This window comes from Cryptosporangium aurantiacum (genome assembly GCF_900143005.1).
GTDB lineage: Bacteria > Actinomycetota > Actinomycetes > Mycobacteriales > Cryptosporangiaceae > Cryptosporangium > Cryptosporangium aurantiacum.
In genome coordinates, this window is record NZ_FRCS01000001.1 from 1528373 (window position 1) to 1546527 (window position 18155).

Annotated in this window: 18 protein-coding genes; 6 read left to right on the forward strand and 12 right to left on the reverse strand. The window is 72.2% G+C overall.

All coding sequences use genetic code 11. The features are described 5' to 3' along the window. Nucleotides 1–57: 57 nt before the first annotated feature. Nucleotides 58–834, reverse strand: coding sequence for an SAM-dependent chlorinase/fluorinase (locus BUB75_RS06750; protein WP_073252468.1), 777 nt, complete (start codon nt 832–834; stop codon nt 58–60). A gap of 138 nt (nt 835–972) precedes the next feature. On the opposite strand from BUB75_RS06750, the gene BUB75_RS06755 reads away from it, so the two are divergent. The 3 genes from BUB75_RS06755 to BUB75_RS06760 all read left to right on the forward strand — a co-directional run bounded on the left by BUB75_RS06755 (nt 973) and on the right by BUB75_RS06760 (nt 4209). After that, nucleotides 973–2403, forward strand: coding sequence for a cytochrome P450 (locus BUB75_RS06755; RefSeq protein WP_073252918.1), 1431 nt, complete (start codon nt 973–975; stop codon nt 2401–2403). Between the two features lie 223 nt (nt 2404–2626). After that, nucleotides 2627–3034, forward strand: coding sequence for an HXXEE domain-containing protein (locus BUB75_RS44880; RefSeq protein WP_143175043.1), 408 nt, complete (start codon nt 2627–2629; stop codon nt 3032–3034). Continuing rightward, entirely contained in the window at nt 3031–4209 is a 1179-nt protein-coding gene (locus BUB75_RS06760) for a winged helix DNA-binding domain-containing protein (RefSeq protein WP_073252921.1), read from the forward strand. The genes BUB75_RS44880 and BUB75_RS06760 overlap by 4 nt, the downstream gene beginning before the upstream one ends. Nucleotides 4210–4321: 112 nt before the next feature. On the opposite strand, the gene BUB75_RS44080 is transcribed toward BUB75_RS06760, so the two are convergent. Both BUB75_RS44080 and BUB75_RS06770 read right to left on the reverse strand, forming a co-directional pair. After that, nucleotides 4322–5494 carry an aminoglycoside phosphotransferase family protein gene (locus BUB75_RS44080; RefSeq protein ID WP_084740265.1) on the reverse strand — a complete coding sequence of 391 codons (1173 nt, stop codon included), beginning with the start codon at nt 5492–5494 and terminating at the stop codon, nt 4322–4324. Between the two features lie 6 nt (nt 5495–5500). Next, the gene (locus BUB75_RS06770; RefSeq protein ID WP_073252469.1) at nt 5501–5926 is read right to left on the reverse strand and encodes a rhodanese-like domain-containing protein; all 426 of its coding nucleotides are present in this window, start codon (nt 5924–5926) and stop codon (nt 5501–5503) included. 188 nt (nt 5927–6114) lie between these two features. Here BUB75_RS06770 and BUB75_RS06775 point away from each other — a divergent pair, with 188 nt between their 5' ends. Then, nucleotides 6115–6714 carry a hypothetical protein gene (locus tag BUB75_RS06775; protein ID WP_073252470.1) on the forward strand — a complete coding sequence of 200 codons (600 nt, stop codon included), beginning with the start codon at nt 6115–6117 and terminating at the stop codon, nt 6712–6714. A gap of 63 nt (nt 6715–6777) precedes the next feature. On the opposite strand, the gene BUB75_RS06780 is transcribed toward BUB75_RS06775, so the two are convergent. From BUB75_RS06780 to BUB75_RS06820, 9 genes are all read right to left on the reverse strand, one after another. Continuing rightward, nucleotides 6778–7146, reverse strand: a complete 369-nt coding sequence (locus BUB75_RS06780) for an FKBP-type peptidyl-prolyl cis-trans isomerase (RefSeq protein WP_073252472.1) — start codon at nt 7144–7146, stop codon at nt 6778–6780. 572 nt (nt 7147–7718) lie between these two features. Then, entirely contained in the window at nt 7719–8942 is a 1224-nt protein-coding gene (locus BUB75_RS06785) for an aminotransferase-like domain-containing protein (protein WP_073252474.1), read from the reverse strand. A gap of 112 nt (nt 8943–9054) precedes the next feature. Beyond that, the gene (locus BUB75_RS06790) at nt 9055–9678 is read right to left on the reverse strand and encodes a gamma carbonic anhydrase family protein (protein ID WP_073252476.1); all 624 of its coding nucleotides are present in this window, start codon (nt 9676–9678) and stop codon (nt 9055–9057) included. Beyond that, the gene (locus tag BUB75_RS06795) at nt 9675–10097 is read right to left on the reverse strand and encodes an HIT family protein (protein ID WP_073252477.1); all 423 of its coding nucleotides are present in this window, start codon (nt 10095–10097) and stop codon (nt 9675–9677) included. Before BUB75_RS06795 ends, BUB75_RS06790 begins: the two co-directional genes overlap by 4 nt. A gap of 76 nt (nt 10098–10173) precedes the next feature. Next, nucleotides 10174–11133, reverse strand: a complete 960-nt coding sequence (locus BUB75_RS06800; RefSeq protein ID WP_073252478.1) for a type IV toxin-antitoxin system AbiEi family antitoxin domain-containing protein — start codon at nt 11131–11133, stop codon at nt 10174–10176. An 85-nt stretch (nt 11134–11218) separates the two neighbouring features. Next, entirely contained in the window at nt 11219–12223 is a 1005-nt protein-coding gene (locus tag BUB75_RS06805) for a LacI family DNA-binding transcriptional regulator (RefSeq protein WP_073252479.1), read from the reverse strand. Nucleotides 12224–12425: 202 nt separating this feature from the next. Continuing rightward, a complete protein-coding gene (locus BUB75_RS06810) occupies nt 12426–14189 on the reverse strand; it encodes a carbohydrate-binding module family 20 domain-containing protein (RefSeq protein WP_143175044.1) in 1764 nt (587 codons plus the stop codon). Between the two features lie 287 nt (nt 14190–14476). Continuing rightward, nucleotides 14477–15010, reverse strand: coding sequence for a hypothetical protein (locus tag BUB75_RS46105; RefSeq protein ID WP_073252480.1), 534 nt, complete (start codon nt 15008–15010; stop codon nt 14477–14479). Nucleotides 15011–15059: 49 nt separating this feature from the next. After that, the gene (locus BUB75_RS06820; protein ID WP_073252488.1) at nt 15060–15965 is read right to left on the reverse strand and encodes a TIGR03619 family F420-dependent LLM class oxidoreductase; all 906 of its coding nucleotides are present in this window, start codon (nt 15963–15965) and stop codon (nt 15060–15062) included. A gap of 176 nt (nt 15966–16141) precedes the next feature. Here BUB75_RS06820 and BUB75_RS06825 point away from each other — a divergent pair, with 176 nt between their 5' ends. Together BUB75_RS06825 and BUB75_RS06830 are read left to right on the forward strand one after the other, a co-directional pair. Next, nucleotides 16142–16906: a CAP domain-containing protein gene (locus BUB75_RS06825; RefSeq protein ID WP_073252489.1), complete on the forward strand. Its 765-nt coding sequence runs from the start codon at nt 16142–16144 to the stop codon at nt 16904–16906. 134 nt (nt 16907–17040) lie between these two features. Next, a partial coding sequence (locus tag BUB75_RS06830) for a methyl-accepting chemotaxis protein (RefSeq protein ID WP_073252490.1) occupies nt 17041–18155 on the forward strand: 1115 nt, incomplete at its 3' end.

Sequence of the window (18155 nt, forward strand, 5' to 3'; positions counted from 1 at the left end):
GTAGTGCGATAACTGATCGGCAATCGTCAGTTTTCGAGGGGCGCGGCCGCCGACGTCTCAGATCCGCACCGACACCGGCGTGCCCGGCGCGGGGTGATCGAGTTGCGCGCTCGCGTCCCCGCCCCGGAGCAGGATCTCGTACCACCGCACTTCGGACCCGTCCGCCCGTGTCCACCCGGAGCTGCCCGGCGCGAACGACAGCGTCCCGGCCGGGACGTCGAACGTCCCGTCGCTCACCATCGCCTCCGCGCCGACGCCGCCCACGCGCAGCACGACCACCGAGCCCATCGGCGCCGGCGGCTCCGACCAGCTCGTTTTCAGGTTGCCGTAGCCGTCGACGTAGACCACCGCGCGCTGCGGGGGCGGCGGGATCCGCTCCGGGTCGACCGGACCCACGACCTCGGCGTCCCCGGCCAGCACCCGCGGCAGCAGCGCCGGGAACGCGTCCCGGGACCGGAACTGCGACCCCGACTCCGGGATCACCAGCTCGGTCAGCGACACCGCCTCGTCCCGCAGGAACAAGAACGTGTGCCCGGCGTCCACCGCGACCACCCGGACGCCGTCGGCCAGCTCCGCCGCGACCAGGCGCTCGCCCTCGTTCTCCGGCCGGGGCGCGTCGCTGTCGGCCCGCGGCGCCACGTTGCAGAAGACGAGCCTGGGTGGCCCCGGGGTGAGCGCTAGCTGCGCCACGCAGAAACCGGCCGCGAGCGTGTCGAACGGCGGCACCGGTGTGTAGACGACGTCGGCGTCCGGCAGGTATCGGGCCAGCTGCTGCCTGACCTCGGCGTACGCCAGGTCGCCCGGACCGTAGTCGGCGATCACATGTACCAGCATGCGGCCCGGGTACCCACGGCGTGCACGAGGAATTCGAAGTTGTGGTGCGGTGCACCTTTTGAGTTGGTTTAACGGCATAGTTTGGGACGAGAGTGCATGGGCACAGAGGGGCAGACGCAGACCGACGAGGAGGGGCCGATGACCGAGGTCCAGACCCGGCCGACCACGCGGCGGATGGGGCGGACGGCCACTGTGCTCGACAGCGCCCGCGTGCTGCTCAACCCGCTCGCGGCGACCGTCGCCATCGGTGTCATCCAGCGGCGTCCGTGGGCGGTGCGCCTGGCGGCCCGGATCGACGCCGACCGCCGCGGCGTGCGCCAGCTGCAGCGGCTGCGGGCCCGGTACGGCGACGGCCTGCTGCGGCTGCGGGTGCCGTTCCGCCGCATCACGCTGGTGCTTTCTCCGGACGACGTCCGCATGGTGCTGGAGGGCGCACCGGTGCCGTTCACGCCCGCCAACCAGGAGAAGGAAGCCGCGCTGGATCGGTTCGAGCCGGGCGGCGTCCTGATCTCGCCGCCGTCGGAGCGTCCACCGAAGCGCGCGTTCAACGAGGCGGTGCTCGACACCGGCCGGCCGGTCCACCGGCACGCCGACGCGCTGCTCGCGGCCATCGACCAAGAGGGCCGGTCGATGGCGGTCACCGGCCACCTCGACTGGGACCGGTTCGCGTCGGCCTGGTGGCGGATGGTCCGGCGGATCGTGCTCGGCAACGCGGCCCGGGAGGACTTCGAGACGACCGACCTGCTCGCGCGGTTGCGCCGGGACGGTAACTGGGGACCGTTCCATCCGGCCCGGCCGGCCGCGTCCGCGGAGTTCCAGCGGCGGATCCGGGACTACGTCGACCGGGCCGAGCCGGGGAGCCTGGCGGCGCTGGCCGCGGGCGCGTCCGGTGGCGGCACCGCAGGTACCGCAGGTACCGCAGGTACCGCAGGCGTCGCAGGGGTCGCAGGGGTCGCAGGGGTCGCGCCGGAGCAGCAGCTTCCGCAGTGGCTGTTCGCGTTCGACGCCGCGGGCATCGCGACGTACCGGGTGCTCGCGCTGCTGGCCACGCACCCCGACCAGGCCCGGCGGGCCGAGGAGGAGATCGGGAGCCACGATCTGTCGGCGCCACAGGACCTCCCGTACCTGCGCGCGTGCGTCCACGAGGCGGTCCGGCTCTGGCCGACGACACCCGCGATCCTCCGCGACTACGTCGCGCCACCGATCGGCGCGGACGACCGGCCGGTCGCCGGGCGGGTCGACCACGGGCTGTCCAACGGCGAACTCGTGCTGGTCTACGCGCCGTTCTTCCACCGGGACGATCAGCGCCTGTCGTACGCGGACCGGTTCTCGCCGGAGATCTGGCTGGACGGGCGCGCACGGGAGAGCTGGTCGCTGGTGCCGTTCAGCGCCGGGCCGGCCGAGTGCCCCGGGCGCAACCTGGTGCTCTACGCGACGAGCTCGCTGCTGGCGACGCTGCTGAGCGAGCACCGCTTCGAGCTGACGTCGTGCCTCGGGCTGGATCCCCGGCGTCGGCTGCCGGGCACGATCAGCCACGTCGACATGCGGTTCGCGATCACGCCGCGCTGAGCTCATTGGCCCAGTTGGTTGGGGGCTTGTTGGCTCTTCGGGGTGGGCCACCGGGCGGCCAGGCTTCGTTCGTTCCATCGCCCGGTCCGGCCCGGCGGCTGGCGCATTACGGCGGGCCCGACGACGAGTTGGTGTTCGGGTTCGGGCTGATCGCGGCCGACCGGATCGGGCCGGGTCTCGCGGTGCTCCAGGCCGTGGTTGCGCGGCACGGTAGACCATAGGCGTGAGTTCATCGCTGACCCCGTGGGCCACCTGGGGCTTGTTCGCTGCCTGGCTGGTGCACGACGTCGAGGAGGCGGCGACGATGAGCCGGTGGGGCCGGAGTGCCCGGCCCCGGCTCGCCGCCCGCTTCCCGGCCGTGCCGGAGCGGGTCTGGAACGTGCTGGACGTGACGCCCGCGCAAGTCGCGGCCGAAGCCGGGATGGAGTCGCGGCTGGAGTCGCGGCCGGAGTCGCGGCCCTGGGCCGGCCGCCGCCGCGTCTCGGATGCGTGCGCGTCTGCCTGCGCGCGTCCGGGTCGGCCGCGACCGCGCGTGCGGACCTGGCCCGCGGGTGGCGGAGCCGCGGCGGGCGCCGTCGCTCGGCGGAATTGTCGGTGGGGTGGGGCAGTATCTCCGGCGTGCGGGAGATGACAACGGAGGAGCGGCGGCGCCGGCTCGGCGTGCGCCACGCGCTGGCTCCCGGCGCCACGGCCGCCGACCCGCTGGGCGCGGCGACGAGCGTCGTCGCGCTGCATGCGACCGACGCGCCGACCGTGTTCCTCGCGGTCCGGGCGCGGGCCGATCAGGGCTCGCCCGCCGCGGTGCAGGACGCGCTGTACGAGCGGCGCTCGCTGGTTCGCATGCTCGGTATGCGGCGGACGATGTTCGTCGTTCCCAGCCCGATGCTCCCGATCGTCGAGGCGTCGACGATGCAGCGCATCGCGGCCACCCAGCGTCGCCTGCTGGTGAGGCACCTGCACGAGGCGGGCGTCCCCGACGCCGACCGTTGGCTCGCCGACGTCGAAGCCGGCACGCTCGCCGCGCTCGACGCCCGGGGCGGCACCGCCACCGCGAACGAACTGTCCACCGACGAGCCGCGCCTCCGCACCACGTTGCTGATGGCCGAGGGCAAGCCCTACGAGGCCCGCACCACGATCACCAACCGGGTGCTCACGGTGCTCGGCGCCGACGGGCGTATCGTCCGCGGCCGGCCCACCGGCTCCTGGCTCTCCCAGCGCTACCGCTGGGCGCTCGCCGAGCAGTGGCTCCCGGTGCCGCTCGACCGGCCGTCCGAGACCGAGGCGCGGGCCGAGCTGACCCGCGAATGGCTCGCCGCGTACGGTCCGGCGCCCGCGTCCGACCTGCAGTGGTGGACGGGCTGGACCGGCGCGCAGGTCAAGCGAGCCCTGGCCGACGCGAAGGCGATGACCGTCGGGCTGGAGGGCGGCGGTTCGGCCCTGATCCTGCCGGACGACGTCGACCCGACACCCGACCCGGGCCCGTGGGTGGCGTTCCTGCCCGCGCTCGACCCGACCACGATGGGGTGGGCACAGCGCGACTGGTACCTCGGTCCGTACAGCCCGCTGCTGTTCGACCGAGCGGGCAACGCGGGCCCGACGATCTGGGCGAGCGGCCGCATCGTGGGCGGCTGGGCCCACCGACCCGACGGCCAGGTCGCGATCCGGTTGTTCGAGGAGGTCGGGGCCGAGGTCACCGCGCTGGTCGACGCCGAGGCGGAGCGGCTGTCCCGGTGGCTGGACGACATCGGCGAGGTCCGTATCGTCCCGCGCTTCCGTACGCCCACAGAGCGGGAACTCTCCGGATAACCGCGCGCCACCCCACGCCCGCCGCGCGCCACCCCGCGCCCGCGGCGCGCCACCCCGCGCCCGCCGCGTGCCCGCGGCGCGCCACCCCGCGCCCGCCGCGTGCCGCCGCGCGTCAGGTGAGGCGGGGCAGGAGGAGGCGGGCCACGTCGAACGCGCGGCCGGTCGGGCCGGGGCCGCCGTGCCGCGGTGAGATGCCGGGGGTCCTGCCTTCGGTGTCCCAGACCTCGGAGAGCATTGCGACGACGAATCCCCAGGCGGTGATCCGCTCGAGCGGCTGTCCCAGCCTGTCTGCCAGTTGCTCGACGCGGGCGGGAACGAGAGCGAGCAGGTCGGAGTCCCGGCGGGGCGGGTCCGGGTTGTAGAGGAGCGCCCCAGCGTCGTAGCCCGGGTCGCCGACGACGCCGTGCGGGTCGATGGCCAGCCAGGGTTCACGTTCGGCGCGGAGCACGTTGTCGTGGTGCAGGTCGCCGTGGAGCACGACGCGGCGGGGCGCGCTGTCACACAACTCGGCGAAGAGGCGGTCGGCTCGCTCGACGAGCGTGCGGGGGAGCGGGCCGCGGTCGCCGAACGTCCGCAGGTACACCGCGAACGCGTCCCGCTGCCCGGCGACGTCCGGCAGCGCCACTCCCGGGCGACCCGGCCCGGTGCTGCCCGGTGCGGTGCCACCCGGTGCGGTGCTGGTCGGTCGTGTGCTGGCCGGGCGGGCCGTGTCGTGCGGCCGGCCCGTGTCGTGCGGCCGGGTGGCGTGGTCCGGCCGCGTTGTGTCGGAGCCCGCGCGGTGGAGGCGGTTCGCGACGTCGATCAGCACGCTGGTGGCCTCGGCGTCGCGCCGCGCGGCGTCGCGGACCGTGCTGGCCGGAACCAGGGGGCGGGCGAGCGTCCCCGGTTCGGCGCGTTCGAGCAGCAGCGCCCCGCGCTCCGCGTCCTCGGCGCGCAGCCACACGGCGCCGTGGCCGTCGAACGCCCGTAGCGCAGCCGCTTCGTCCCGCAGGTGCCCAGGTCCCGGCGGACCCAGCTTGAGGACGGCGGGCCTCCCGTCGGCGTCCGTCACTCGCGCGACCCAGTGAAAGGAGAGTCCCGCGTACGGTGTTTCGACGGTCAGGTTCCAGCGCCGGGCGACGTCAGCTACCAGCGTCGGCAGCGCCTCCAGCCACTGACGCCCCTCGTCGCCCCAGGTCCCGGTCGCGTTCCGGACGAGCGCCGCCGGGACGGCGTCCAGAACCGGTTTTTGTGAGCCTCCGGGGGCGAGCCCGCGCGTCGCGTCCGGATCAGGCAGTGGTCGCACGGAGGGTCAGCCGCGGATCGCGGCGGGGTCGCCGCCGATCGGCAGTTGGGCGGCCCGCCAGGCACGGAAGCCGCCCGCCAGGTCGGTCGCGCGCCACAACCCCAGCTCGCGCAGCCGCGCCGCGGCGATGCTCGACGCCTCGCCGTCCCGCGACACCAGCACGATCTCGACGTCGAAGCTGGTCATCTCGGGGAGGTGCCCACCGGTGTTCGGCACCAGCCGCCACTCCAGCACCGACGGCTCGAGCACGATCGCGCCGGGTAACCACCCTTGCGCCTGGCGTTCCACCGTCGATCGGATGTCGATGAGCAGCGCACCGCGGACGAACGCGGCCACGGTCTCCGCCGGGGTGAGCCGCCACGCGAACGCGTCCGCCGAGACGGCTGTCGGATCGTCGCCTAGCCGCTGCTCGCCTGCCGGATCGTGGTGCACGCCCCCGATTGTGTCCCGCCCGTCGACTCGACGCCCAGCGGAGGTCACCCTCGGCTGATCCGCCGCGCGGCCGATGCCGGATCGGTCGTCCGGGTTTTGCTGTGGACGTGTGATTGGAGGTCGCCTTCGATGGGCATGATGGATCGACGGCGTCGGAAGGGGACCGCATCCGCAGAGGGGGAGGGCCCGTGAACCGCCGAGGTGACGTGGTGGCGCCGGTGACCGACACCGGCGGAGTACAGCCGAGTGACAACGAGGTGCGTGCCGTCCTGCGTCTGCTCGCCGAACCGGCGAACGCGGGCGTGCTGCTCCACGGTGTCGACCGGGCGGCGCGGCGGGGCCTGGCTGCCGCCGTGCGGCGCTCGCTCGGCGACCGCGTCGAGATCGTGGTCACGGTCGACGGCCCGACCGATGCGGACGAGGTCCTCGAAGCGGCGGCCGACGCGCTGGAGGACGCCGCCCGCGCCGCCGGCCATCCCGACGCGCACCCGTGGCACGCGCTGGCCGTCCCGCTGCGCAACCGTGGCCACCGCTGGACCGAGCGGTTCCAGCTCCTCGCCGTGCACGTGCTGCCGCACTGGCCGGTGCTGTTCCTGTTCCAGGACGCCGAGACCGACCTGACGACCGGCGGTGTCTTCCACGACCCCGACCTGGGTGCGCTGGTCGCCGCCTGGGTCCACGAGCCCGGCCGGGGCCGGACGCTGTTCACCAGCGCGTCGCTGATCGCGCTGCCCACGAACCCGCACCGTCCGCTGCGCGCGCACCACGTGGGCGCGGCGGTCGGCTGAACGTCGGACGCCGCCCGGCGCAACCCTCCCGCCGGGCGACGTCCGATCTCTTCGACGCGCGGGTCAGCGGATCCCGACGAGGTCGACGACGAAGATCAGCGTCTCACCGGGCTTGATCACGCCGGCCGCGCCGCGATCGCCGTACGCGAGGTGCGGCGGGATCGTGAGCTTGCGGCGCCCACCGATCTTCATACCGTTGACGCCCTGGTCCCAGCCCGCGATGACCTGGCCCGCGCCGATCGTGAACTCGAGCGGGGCGCCGCGGTTGTACGAGGCGTCGAACTCCTTGCCGGTGGAGTGGGACACCCCGACGTAGTGGACCGAGGCCGTCTGGCCGGCTCCCACGGTGGCGCCGTCACCGACGGTCAGGTCCTCGATGACCAGGTCGGCCGGGGGCGCACCCTCGATCGGGCCGACGTCGGGCTTCTGCATCAGTTGCCTCCTGCATGAGCGGTTAGGGCAACTTGATCGAACCATGACCGCCCGGAGGCGGACGCCTCGGCTCGCCCGGGACTGCTGTGACGGGTGTGTCCTAAGCGGACCTGAGTGGAGCCTTAAACCGGGTGCCAACTATGGGCGGGAGTTCCCCCGTCTGGGCGATCCTGATCCCGCCGGCCGGACCACCCCCCCGGGTCCGGCCGGTCCCCCGCCGTTAGTCCGGCAATCCGGACCACCACTGTGCCCCTTCAGACGGGGTCCGGCCGGTCCCCTCGCCGTTAGTGCGGCAATCCGGACCACCACTGTGCCCCTTCAGACGGGGTCCGGCCGGTCCCCTCGCCGTTAGTGCGGCAATCCGGACCACCACTGTGCCCCTTCAGACGGGGTCCGGCCGGTCCCCTCGCCGTTAGTGCGGCAATCCGGACCACCGCTGTGCCCCTTCAGACGGGGTCCGGCCGGTCCCCCGCCGTTAGTCCGGCAATCCGGACCACCACTGTGCCCCTTCAGACGGGGTCCGGCCGGTCCCCCGCCGTTAGTCCGGCAATCCGGACCACCGCTGTGCCCCTTCAGACGGGGTCCGGCCGGTCGTCGGCTGGCCGGACTGCCGTGCCGTGGGCGGCCAGGGCGCGGCCGAGTCGCCGCATTCCCTCACGGATCTGCTCCGGCGTGTTCGTGGTGAACGACAACCGGAACGTCGACCGGTCCGGCGCACCCGCGTAGAACGGCGCGCCGGGCACGAACGCCACGTCGTGCGCCAGCGCGGTCGGCAGCAACTCGGCCGCGTCGAGGTCGCCGGGCATCCGCACCCAGGTGAACATTCCGCCGTCCGGCTCGGTCCACCGGCTACCCGGCGGCAGCGTCCCGGGCAGCGCGGCGATCATCGTGTCGCGCCGCTCCCGGTACGCGTCCTGAAGCAGCTTTACGTGCGCATCGAGGTCGGTGGCCGCGAGGTACGCCGCCGCTGCGGCCTGGTCGATCGTCGACGTGTGCAGGTCCGCGGCCTGCTTCGCGACGACGAGCGCCGGACGCAGCGCGGCGGGCGCCCGCACCCAGCCGAGCCGCAGCCCGGGCGCGCCGATCTTCGAGAAACTGCCCAGGTACAGCACCGCGGCATCCGGCGAGGCCGCCAGCGGCGCCACCGGCGCACCGCGGTACCGCAGCTCGCCGTACGGGTCGTCCTCCACCACCCACAACCCGCTCGCGGCGGCGACTCGGGCCACCGCGGCGCGCCGCTCCGCGGGCAGCGTCCGTCCGGTCGGGTTCGCGAACGTCGGGACCGTGTAGAACAGCACCGGCCGGTGCCGCGCGACGACGTCCGCCAGCGCGTCGGGGTCCACACCGTCCTCGTCGCCGGGCACCGTCACGATCCGCGCACCGGCGAGCTGGAAGCACTGCAGCGCCGCGAGGTACGTCGGCTCCTCCACGGCGACAACCGCACCCGGATCCAGCAGCGCGGTCGCGACCAGCGTCAACGCCTGCTGGGATCCGGTCGTGACCAGTAGGTCGCCGGCGCCGGTCGGCAGGCCGCGCCCGCTCAGCCGGTCCGCGATCAGCGCACGCAGCTCGGGGTTACCGTCGGTGGGCGCGTACTGCAGCGCGAGCCGGGCGCCCGGCCCGGAGAGCGCCCGGGCGTACGCGTCCCGGACGCCGTCGACGTCGAACAGCTCCGGTGCGGGCAGGCCGCCGGCGAACGACAACACCTCCGGACGCTCGAGCAGCGCGAGCAGGTCACGGACCGGCGAACTGGCGACGCCACGAAGCCGGGCGGCCAGAGGGGGAGTGGGGGACACGGCATCTCCAGGGCTCGGTCGGACGGCCGAGCAGTGGCGGTGGTGCCGCGTCGCCCGGCCAGGAAGCAGCAGGCCCTGGTCGAGGATCCGACCCCGAGACTAGTGTGCCGTCCTACGATTCGGCACGGTCGTCCCAGTCCTCGGGAGCGCGGTCGGTGCGGTGCTCACCGAGCGCGCGGCTGTATCGTCCGATCATCCGCCGCATGGCGTCCGGCGCATCCCGGTCGACGCCGAACACGTAACCGGGGAAGTCGAGCTCCCGCTGGACCGCCCAGATCTCCTCGTGCCGGTCGGGCGGCAGGATCCGCGCCGGATCGCCGACCGCCACCCAGCCGATCGGCACCGTCGACCCCGGCGGCAGCACCGTCCGCAGGTGGACGCATCCGTTGATCCGGACCTCGCTGCCCGCGCCGATCCGGGCGCCGTTGAAGACGCTGCATCCGGTGGCCAGGAACGTCTCGGTCTCGATCTCCGCGCCGGAGACACTCGCGTGCGGGCCGACCAGGCTGTACGCGCCGATCCGCAGTGGATTCCGCGCCGTGCCGCGCAGCACCGCGTTCTCCATCACGACGACGTGGTCCGCCAGCCGCACCGGGCCACCGTCCGCGGTCACGACCGCGCCGAACAGGATCCGGCACTCCGGCCCGACCTCGACGTCGCCGGCCAGCACCGCGGTCGGCGCGACATAGGCGGTCGGGTGGACGACCGGCCGCGCGCCGCGGTGCTCGAGAATCATCGTGCTTGCGCCCCGTACCCGTTCTTCTCCAGCGTCGCCCGGATGCGTTCGGCCGCCTCGTCCATCGCGGCGGGGTCGGGGTTCGGGTCGGCCTTCTCGAAGTGGAAGTCGTCCAGCCCCCACACCGGGAACGTGTGCAGGTGCAGGTGCGGCACCTCGAACCCGGCGATGATCAGAGCCGCCCGGGGCGCGTCCCAGGCTTCCTTCACGGCCTGCCCGATCGTCTGCGTCACGGTCGTGAGGTGGGTGATCAGCTCCGCAGGCGCGTCGGTCCACTGATCGATCTCCTGCCGCGGCACGACCAGCGTGTGGCCGGGCCGGATCGGCGCGATGCTCAGGAATCCGACCGCGTGCTCGTCCTGCCAGACGAACCGCCCGGGAAGCTCACCGTTGATGATCCGCGTGAAGATGGTCGCCACGCCGCCAGCATGCCAGAGCACTCGCCCCGAATGGTTGTCCCCTCGCAGGTGTCCCGTGGATGACCCCGCCCAGGTGCTATGACACCCGCGCCGGGTCATCCACGGCGCGCACGCCGGTGAATCCCCGCGGACGTCGCAGGTAGGCGTCCTCGATGGTGCGCAACACCTCCTGCGGTGTCGCGCGAATATCGCGCGGCGAGAAGTGCATCGTCAGCACGCCGTGGGCGGCGAGGCGGTTGTGGCGCTCGCGGGTGCGGCGGACGTCGGCGGGCGAGGTGTGGTGTTCGTCCGAATCCGTTTCGAGCGCTATGCCGACGTCTTCGAGCCACCCGTCCGGCCTGGGAAGGCGGCGGCCGTCGGCGGCCACGAGCGTGGGATTCCAGACGATCGGCGGGAGGATCGTGCTGGTCCGCAGGAGGTCACGGAACTCCGCTTCCGGCGCCGAACGCACCCCGTCGCGCAGCTCGCCGAGCACTGAGCCGAGCAGCTTGCTCCCCTGACGAGGCCCGGCTCGCCACTCCTCGTCGAGCCGGGACACAGTGGTCAGGCGACGTTGCACCATCTCCGAGAGGAAGGCGCGGACGTCTCGCCTGCAGTAGCCGGCTCGGGCGGCATCGGCGCCCGCTCGGGCGAGTGAGCAGATTTCCAGCGGCGGACGACGAAACGGACGGGGATCAGGACGGTTCGTTCGGGCGGCCACGACGAAGCCGCGCGAGGTGCGCCGCGGACCGTTCGGAATCAGGATGTGGACGCGTTCGTCGTCGGGTAGATAGCGCAACCCGTGCCAGCGCAGCGCAGCGACCCCGGTGACCTGCGCGTCGGCACCTCCGTGCAGCGACGCGGCGATCATGCGCTGCTCGTCGGTCGGCGCCCCCGAGAACGTGGCGTAGAGGCCCGGGAACACCCGGCGCCAATGGCCGCGGTTCAGACGCCACTTGATCGTGTCGTCGGTGATGCCCAGCGCGTGTGCCTGGCTGCGCAGGATCAGCCCGTGCTGGTCGGCGAGGAGCTTGGCGAGGAGTGCGTCGGCATCCATGCAGCCAGGCTGGTTCGTAGCACCGACGCGTCGTCGGGCCCTGCTGCGAACTGTGGATGACGCCCCACGATGCTATCCACTGCCCTCAGCGGAGGCGGGGGCCGGAGCCCGTCGAGCCGCGCACGACCAACTCCGGCTGGAACACGAACTCCGACTTCGGGCCGGGCACCCCCGCGATCTCGTCCAGCAGCATCTGCACCGCGGCCGTGCCCATCGCCTGCACCGGCTGGCGCACCGTGGTCAGCGGCGGATCGGTGAACGCCACCAGCGGTGAGTCGTCGAACCCGATCACCGAGACGTCACCTGGCACCGCACGGCCGAGGTCGCGGATCGCCCGGATCGCCCCCAGCGCCATCAAGTCACTGCCGCAGATCACCGCGGTGCAGCCCCGGTCGACCAGCGCGGCGGCAGCGGCCCGGCCGCCCTCCACGGTGAAGAACGTGTGCTCCACGAACTCGGAGACGTCGGAAAGCCCCAGCGCCTGCTGAAACGCTTCCAGCTTGCGCAGCACCGGCACGAACCGGCGCGGCCCCACCGCCAGCCCGATTCTCTCGTGCCCGAGGCTCACCAGATGGCTCACCGACTGCCGGATCGCCGCCCGGTCATCGGTGGACAGGAACGGCGCCGCCACGCCCGGCTGGTACCCGTTGATCAGGATGATCGGCAGCCGCCGCGCCGCCAGACGGTTGTAGCGCTCGACGTCCGCGGTGCTGTCCGCGTGTAAGCCGGAGACGAACACGATGCCCGCGACGCCCCGATCGACGAGGACGTCGGTGTACGCGTCCTCGGTCATGCCGCCGGGCACCTGCGTGCAGAGCACCGCTGTGAAGCCCTGCATCGACAGCCCTTGCTCGATCACCTGGGCGAACGCGGGGAAGATCGGGTTCTCGAGCTCGGGCGTGATCAGCCCGATCAGCCCGGCGCTGCGCTGCTGCAGCCGCGGTGGCCGCTCGTAACCGAGGATGTCGAGCGCGGCCAGCACGGCCTGGCGGGTTGCCGGCGAGACCCCCGCCTTGTCGTTCAGGACCCGGCTGACGGTCGCCTCACTCACGCCGGCCTTCACGGCCACGTCGGCTAGCCGCGGGGTCATGGTTCGCACTCTAGTGCCTCATCGCTGGTGGTCAGGTCACGGCTCGGGCGCTCACGGCGGGGCGCCGACGGCACGGTGGCCGCCGGCGCCCCGCGGTGTCAAGCCGGGGTGGAGCCCGGCCTCACACCGGGCCGGCGCACGAAGCGCCGACCCACCGGGTACACCCCGCCCGGGGCATGGGTACCCGGAGTTCTCGACCTGCTCATCGCCAGGTGTCGGTGAGCGCCAGAGTTCCGCCGGCCGGTGTCGTGGCCGCGCGATTCGGATCCGACTCCCAGGTGATCGTCCCGTCGGGAGCCTTCTTGACGTACTTGTACTGGAATGACGTCGACGGAGGCAGCTCCAGCGTGGCCTTCCAGACCGGGTAGGACGCCGAGGACAGCGGCTTGGCGTTCGCCGGGTTCCAGCTGCCCAGCGCCGGGATGCTGCCCACCAGGTACACGTCCTGCCCGTACCAGGTGGTGACCGTCGCGTTGACGTTGACCGCCACCGACGCGGACGCCGTCGGAGAAGGCGACGGCGACGGCGACGACGAGACCTTCGCCAGGTGGTGGATCGCGAGCGAGCTCATCGCCGGCACCGTCGCGGTGAAGCGCCCGTCGCCATCGACGGTCACGGTCGGGCCGGTGCACGCCCCGTCCCGCACCTCACCGCGCGTGACGTCGCAGTACGTGCCGGCCGCCAGCGACGTCTGGAATGTGCGGGACAGCGCGGCCGAATCGCGGTTCACGACCACGTAGCCGCGATCGCCGCGCGCGAAGCCGACCTGGTTCGAGCCGTTCGTCCACCAGTTGGAGACCGCGGCCGAACCGACCGCGTTGCGGAAGCCGACCATGTTCGCGATCGCGCCCTGCCGGTGTTCGCACACCCAACCGGACCCGCAGGTCACGTCGTTGGTTCGCCCGTCGGAGGAGGACGGCGGCCCGGCCTCGTTGTCGGTGAACGAGAAGCTGCTCATCACGACCGGCGTCCCGAACGGCCAGGCCAGCTGGAAGACGTTCGCTAGCGTGTAGACGGCACCGTCCTTGTAGGTCAGGGCTCCGGCCCGCTGGGTGTCGTGGTTGTCGACGAAGACCACCGAGCTGTCACCGGGCTCGAACCCGTTTCCGAGGTTCTGCAGCGACGCGAGCGAGCCGTTGCGGAACGCCGCACCGAGTTGCTGCCCGTAGCGGAACTCGATCAGGTCGCCGTTTCCGCGGTACTGCGAGGGCTGCACCGGCTCGCCGGCGCCGTAGACGACCTCCTGGTAGAGGTACGGGTTGCCGTTGAGCCGGGACTTGATCGCGGCGATGTCCCCGGGTGGCATGTGCTTCGCGGCGTCGATCCGGAACCCGTCGACGCCGAGCGAGATCAGGTCGTTGAGGTAGGCCACCAGCCGGTTCCGCACGTACTCGGTCTCGGTGGCGAGGTCGGCCAGGTCGACCAGCTCGCAGTTGTGGACCTCCCACGCGTCGTTCCAGTTCGCGATGTCGTCGTTGCGGCCGCAGTGGTGGAAGTCCTGGGTCTGATAGATGCCCGGGTAGTTGTAGTGCGTGAACGGCGAACCCGCACTGCCGCGGGTATCGGTCGGCCAGGTGCCTGCGGTGTGGTTGATCACGGCGTCCGCATAGATTTTGACGCCTGCCGAATGGCAGGCCTGCACCATCGCGGCGAACTGGGCGCGGGTGCCGCTGCGGCTCTCCAGCTGGTAGCTGATCGCCTGATAGCGCTGCCACCACGGGTAGCCGCGCTGCGGCAGCACGATGTTCTCCTGCGGCGGGGAGATCTGAACGCCGCCGTACCCCTTCGGGCCGAGCACGTTCGTGCATTCGGCGGCGATGTCCGTCCACTTCCATTCGAAGAGCTGGACGATGACCGACCGGCCGTCGCTTCCGGACGGTGGTGCGGCGGTCGCGGCCTCGCGGATCGGGACGACGAGGGCGGCGAGCAGCACTAACGCGGCCGGCCACCGGGGGATTCTGCGCACGGTTACCTCCGAACTTCGGGGTGCCGACACGGAGCCCCCTCCCGCGTGAAAGATCTTGCGGTCCGTGTCGCCCACGGTTTGCGGCGTGGGCGTGGAGCGAAGGATGTCCGCTTCAGACGGTCAGGTCAAGAGGTAGTACGTCGCTTATGGGATGAGTTATGCCTGCAGGCGCTGCAACGTCCTGCAATTTCTTGCAAGACCTTACACAATCGTTATGGACGTGACGTCGCGGGACGCGCGAAGGCCCGGCTCCAACGGAGCCGGGCCTTCTGGCGGAGCGGGGTGCGCTACTGGGGAGCGGACGGCGGCAGGTTCTGGCCACCGGGAGGGCTGGGCGGCGGTTCGTGCCCGGGCGCGCTGGGCGGCGGGCTGTAGCCGGTTCCGGGGCCGCTCGGGGGCGGACCGTAGCCGGTTCCCGGTCCGCTGGTCGGAGGTCCGTAGCCGGTTCCGGGGCCACTGGTCGGGGGACCGTAGCCGGTTCCGGGGCCGCTGGTCGGCGGGCCGTAACCGCCGCCGGGACCGCCCGGGCCGGGGCCGTAGCCGCCGCCACCGCCGGGACCGGGACCACCCGGACCGCGCTTGCGTCGCAGGTAGATCAACACCGCGATGACGATGATCGCGATGAACAGCAGACAGCACACCACGCCGCAGAGGCCGCTGCTGAAGCCGCTCCTCCTCCGTGGACGCCTGGCCACTTCGATCGCGACGTTGGCGAGCGTCGGATTGTCGGCGGCCCAGGCTTGGACGGGGATCAGCACGGCGAACGCGGTCGCGGTCGCCGTTGCGCCGAGAGCGGTCAGCGTGCGGCGGAGAGTGCTCATAGGCCCAGTGTCCCCGCTGACGCAATGCCCCGCTCCATAACCACGCCGGTCACGGCCGCCGACCCGGCGCCAGCGCGTCCAGGACGGTCAGCGCGTGCCGCAGCGCCACCGCCGCGTCGACGTCGACCGAACCGACCGCCGGGTCGAAGTTCAAGTCGACGAAGACCTCGGTGATGCCCTGCTCCTCCAGCACCGGGAGGTCGGCCTTGATCTCGTCCAGCGATCCGGTCAGCAGACCCTTCCGCTCGCCGACCAGCACCACACCGCGGCAGACGAACCGCAGCGCGTCCGGATCGCGGCCGGCCTTCTCGGCGGCGGTGCGCACGGTCGTCACGGCCGGGCCGAGCTTCGTCAGATCGAACGTGCTGCGGCTGATCCAGCCGTCGGCGAGCCGCCCGGCGCGCTCCAGTGCCCGCGGGGCGTCGCCGCCGATCAGCACCGGCGGCCGCGGCCGCTGCACCGGCTTGGGGAGCACGGTGGACGGTTCGATGCGGTAGAACTCGCCCTCGAATGCGACCGGATCGGGGCCCCAGACGGCGTCCAGGCACCGCAGGTACTCCTCGAAGCGGGCACCGCGACGTTCGAACGGGACACCGGCCGCGGCGAACTCCGCCGGTAGCCACCCGAGGCCGAGTCCGGCCAGCAGCCGTCCGCGCGACAGGACGTCGAGTGTCGCGAGCTGCTGACCGAGCACGGCCGGTGCGGTGAACGGCGCGTTGACGATCGCCGTGCCGAGGCCGATGCGCTCGGTGGTGCCCGCCGCGTACGCGAGCGCCACCAGCGGATCGAGCACGCTCAGGTATTGCGGGGGCAGCGGCTGCGCGTCCGGCACCAGCAGCCGCTGGAACGACCACAGCGTGCGGTAGCCGAGCTCCTCCGCGTGCCGGGCTACGGTGATCGTGTTCTCCGGCGTCGCCCATCCGCCCGCGACCGGCAGGCCGAATCCGATGTCCATGCGGTGAGCATTTCACCCCCCATCCCGCATTCGGAGCGCTGCCCCGGCAACCGGGGGGCACCCGTCATACCCCCGTACGCTCACCGACCGATTTCTCAGCGGCTCAGAGCCCCCGCCGATTTGATCTGCGACGCCAACGGCAACCGCCGCCGGCGCCGACAATAGGGGGACTATTAGTGCGAACCACCGTGCGTACGAAGATCGGTTTCGGCATCGTCGCTGCGGCCGTCTTGACCACGATGGCTGTCGGTGCGGGCTCCGCGGCTTCCGCCGCCGAGCGCCCGACTGGGGGTTACGACCGCTACGCCACGCAGTACCAGTACGGCTACGACTCGTACTACTACGGCTCGCCGCGCTACGCGCCGCGTTACACGACGCAGCCGACCCGCCCGGTCGCGACGCGTCCGGCCACCACGCAGCCGACGACGCCGACCACGACCCGGCCCACGACGACGGCGCCCACCACAACGGCGCCCGCGACGACGACGCCGGTCGGCAGCACCGCGTCTTCCGCGTACTCCGCTCCGCAGCTCGCGGTGCTCGCCCAGATCAACAAGGTCCGGGCCGCCAACGGCGCGAAGGCGCTGACGATGAACAGCCAGCTCGTCGCGGCTGCCCGTCAGCACAACCTGGTCATGGCCGGCGGCTGCGGGCTCTCGCACCAGTGCGCCGGTGAGGGCAACGCCGGAGCGCGGATCAGCGCGCAGGGCCTGAAGTGGAGCGCGTACGCCGAGAACATCGGGTACGGCAGCACCAGCGCCGCGACCGACGCCGCGCACACCGCGACCGCGACCCGCATCACCCAGAGCATGATCGACGAGGTGGCCCCGAACGACGGCCACCGCCGGAACATCCTCAACCCGTCGCTCGGCCAGATCGGCATCGACCTGTACCGGGACGCCAAGGGCACGCTCTGGATGACCCAGGACTTCTCGAACTGACCCACGTCAGTTCCGTAGCCCCCGACCGCACCGCGGTCGGGGGCCACCTCAGTTGGCGTCCGCGCCGGTCGATGGGGGACTGACGACGTACGTCGGCCGGCCCGGTGCCGGCCCCAGGCGATCGAAGGACGCAGATGACCGCTCCGGTGAACGAAACGTCCCCGAACGGCAGGTCGGGCCGGTTTGCCGGCCTGTCCGTGATGCACAAGATCATGGTGGTCGTGTGGGTGGTCGCGCTGGTCGCGATAATCACCGGCGGCGTCGCCTGGGTCCGCATGAACACGCTGGACGAGAAGGTCCAGGGCCTGAACAGGGATAACATCTACCGGCTGAACCAGGTCACGTTGATGCAGGGCTCGCTCGCCGACATGTACGTGGCGTTTGTGCTGTACAACCAGACAACCGTGCCCGCGGAAAAGACCACGTATGAGAACGGGGTCAAAGCCGCGCAGACGTCTCTGAACGAATCCTTCGCCGCCTACCAGGAGCGGCCGGACAACTCGGCGGAGTGGAAGAAACAGGTCACCGCGTTCGACGAGTCTTGGACCCAGTACATCGCGACGCTCAACACCCTCGTGTTCAGCGACACGCCGCCCAGCGGGGTCACGGTGGCGACCGGTGCCGCCGCCTCGGCGTCGCTCGGGACGAATCAACAAGCGTTCAACGAGGCGATCGACGCGCTGCAGAAGCTGGAGAACGCGCAGGCGTCGCAGGACGGCGAGGACGCGAGTTCGGCGGCTTCGGGCGCGAAGACGCTGATCGCGATCGTGCTGGTCGTCGGGCTGATCGTGGCGATGGCGCTCGCGATCGTCGTCGGCAGGGGCATCGCTCGCCGGCTCGCCCGGGTCGGCGAGGTCCTGGACGCGGTGGCCGACGGCGACCTTACGCGCCGCGCGGACGCCGACTCCGGCGACGAGGTGGGGCGGATGGCGCGGGCGGTGAACCGGGCGTCCGAGTCGATCCGGCAGACGGTGGCGACGCTGTCGTCCTCGGCTCGTGCGCTCGCGGAGTCGTCGCAGCAGCTGTCGGCCTCGGCGGAAGCGATCGCGGCGAACTCGCAGGAGACCTCGACCCAGACCGGGCTGCTGGCCTCGGCCTCCGAGGACGTGTCCCGGAGCGTCCAGACGGTGGCGGCCGGTAGTGAGGAGATGGGGGCGGCGATTCGGGAGATTTCGCAGTCGGCGAATGATGCGGCGGGGGTGGCGTCGCAGGCGGTGACGGCGGCGTCGGCGACGAATGCGACGGTGGC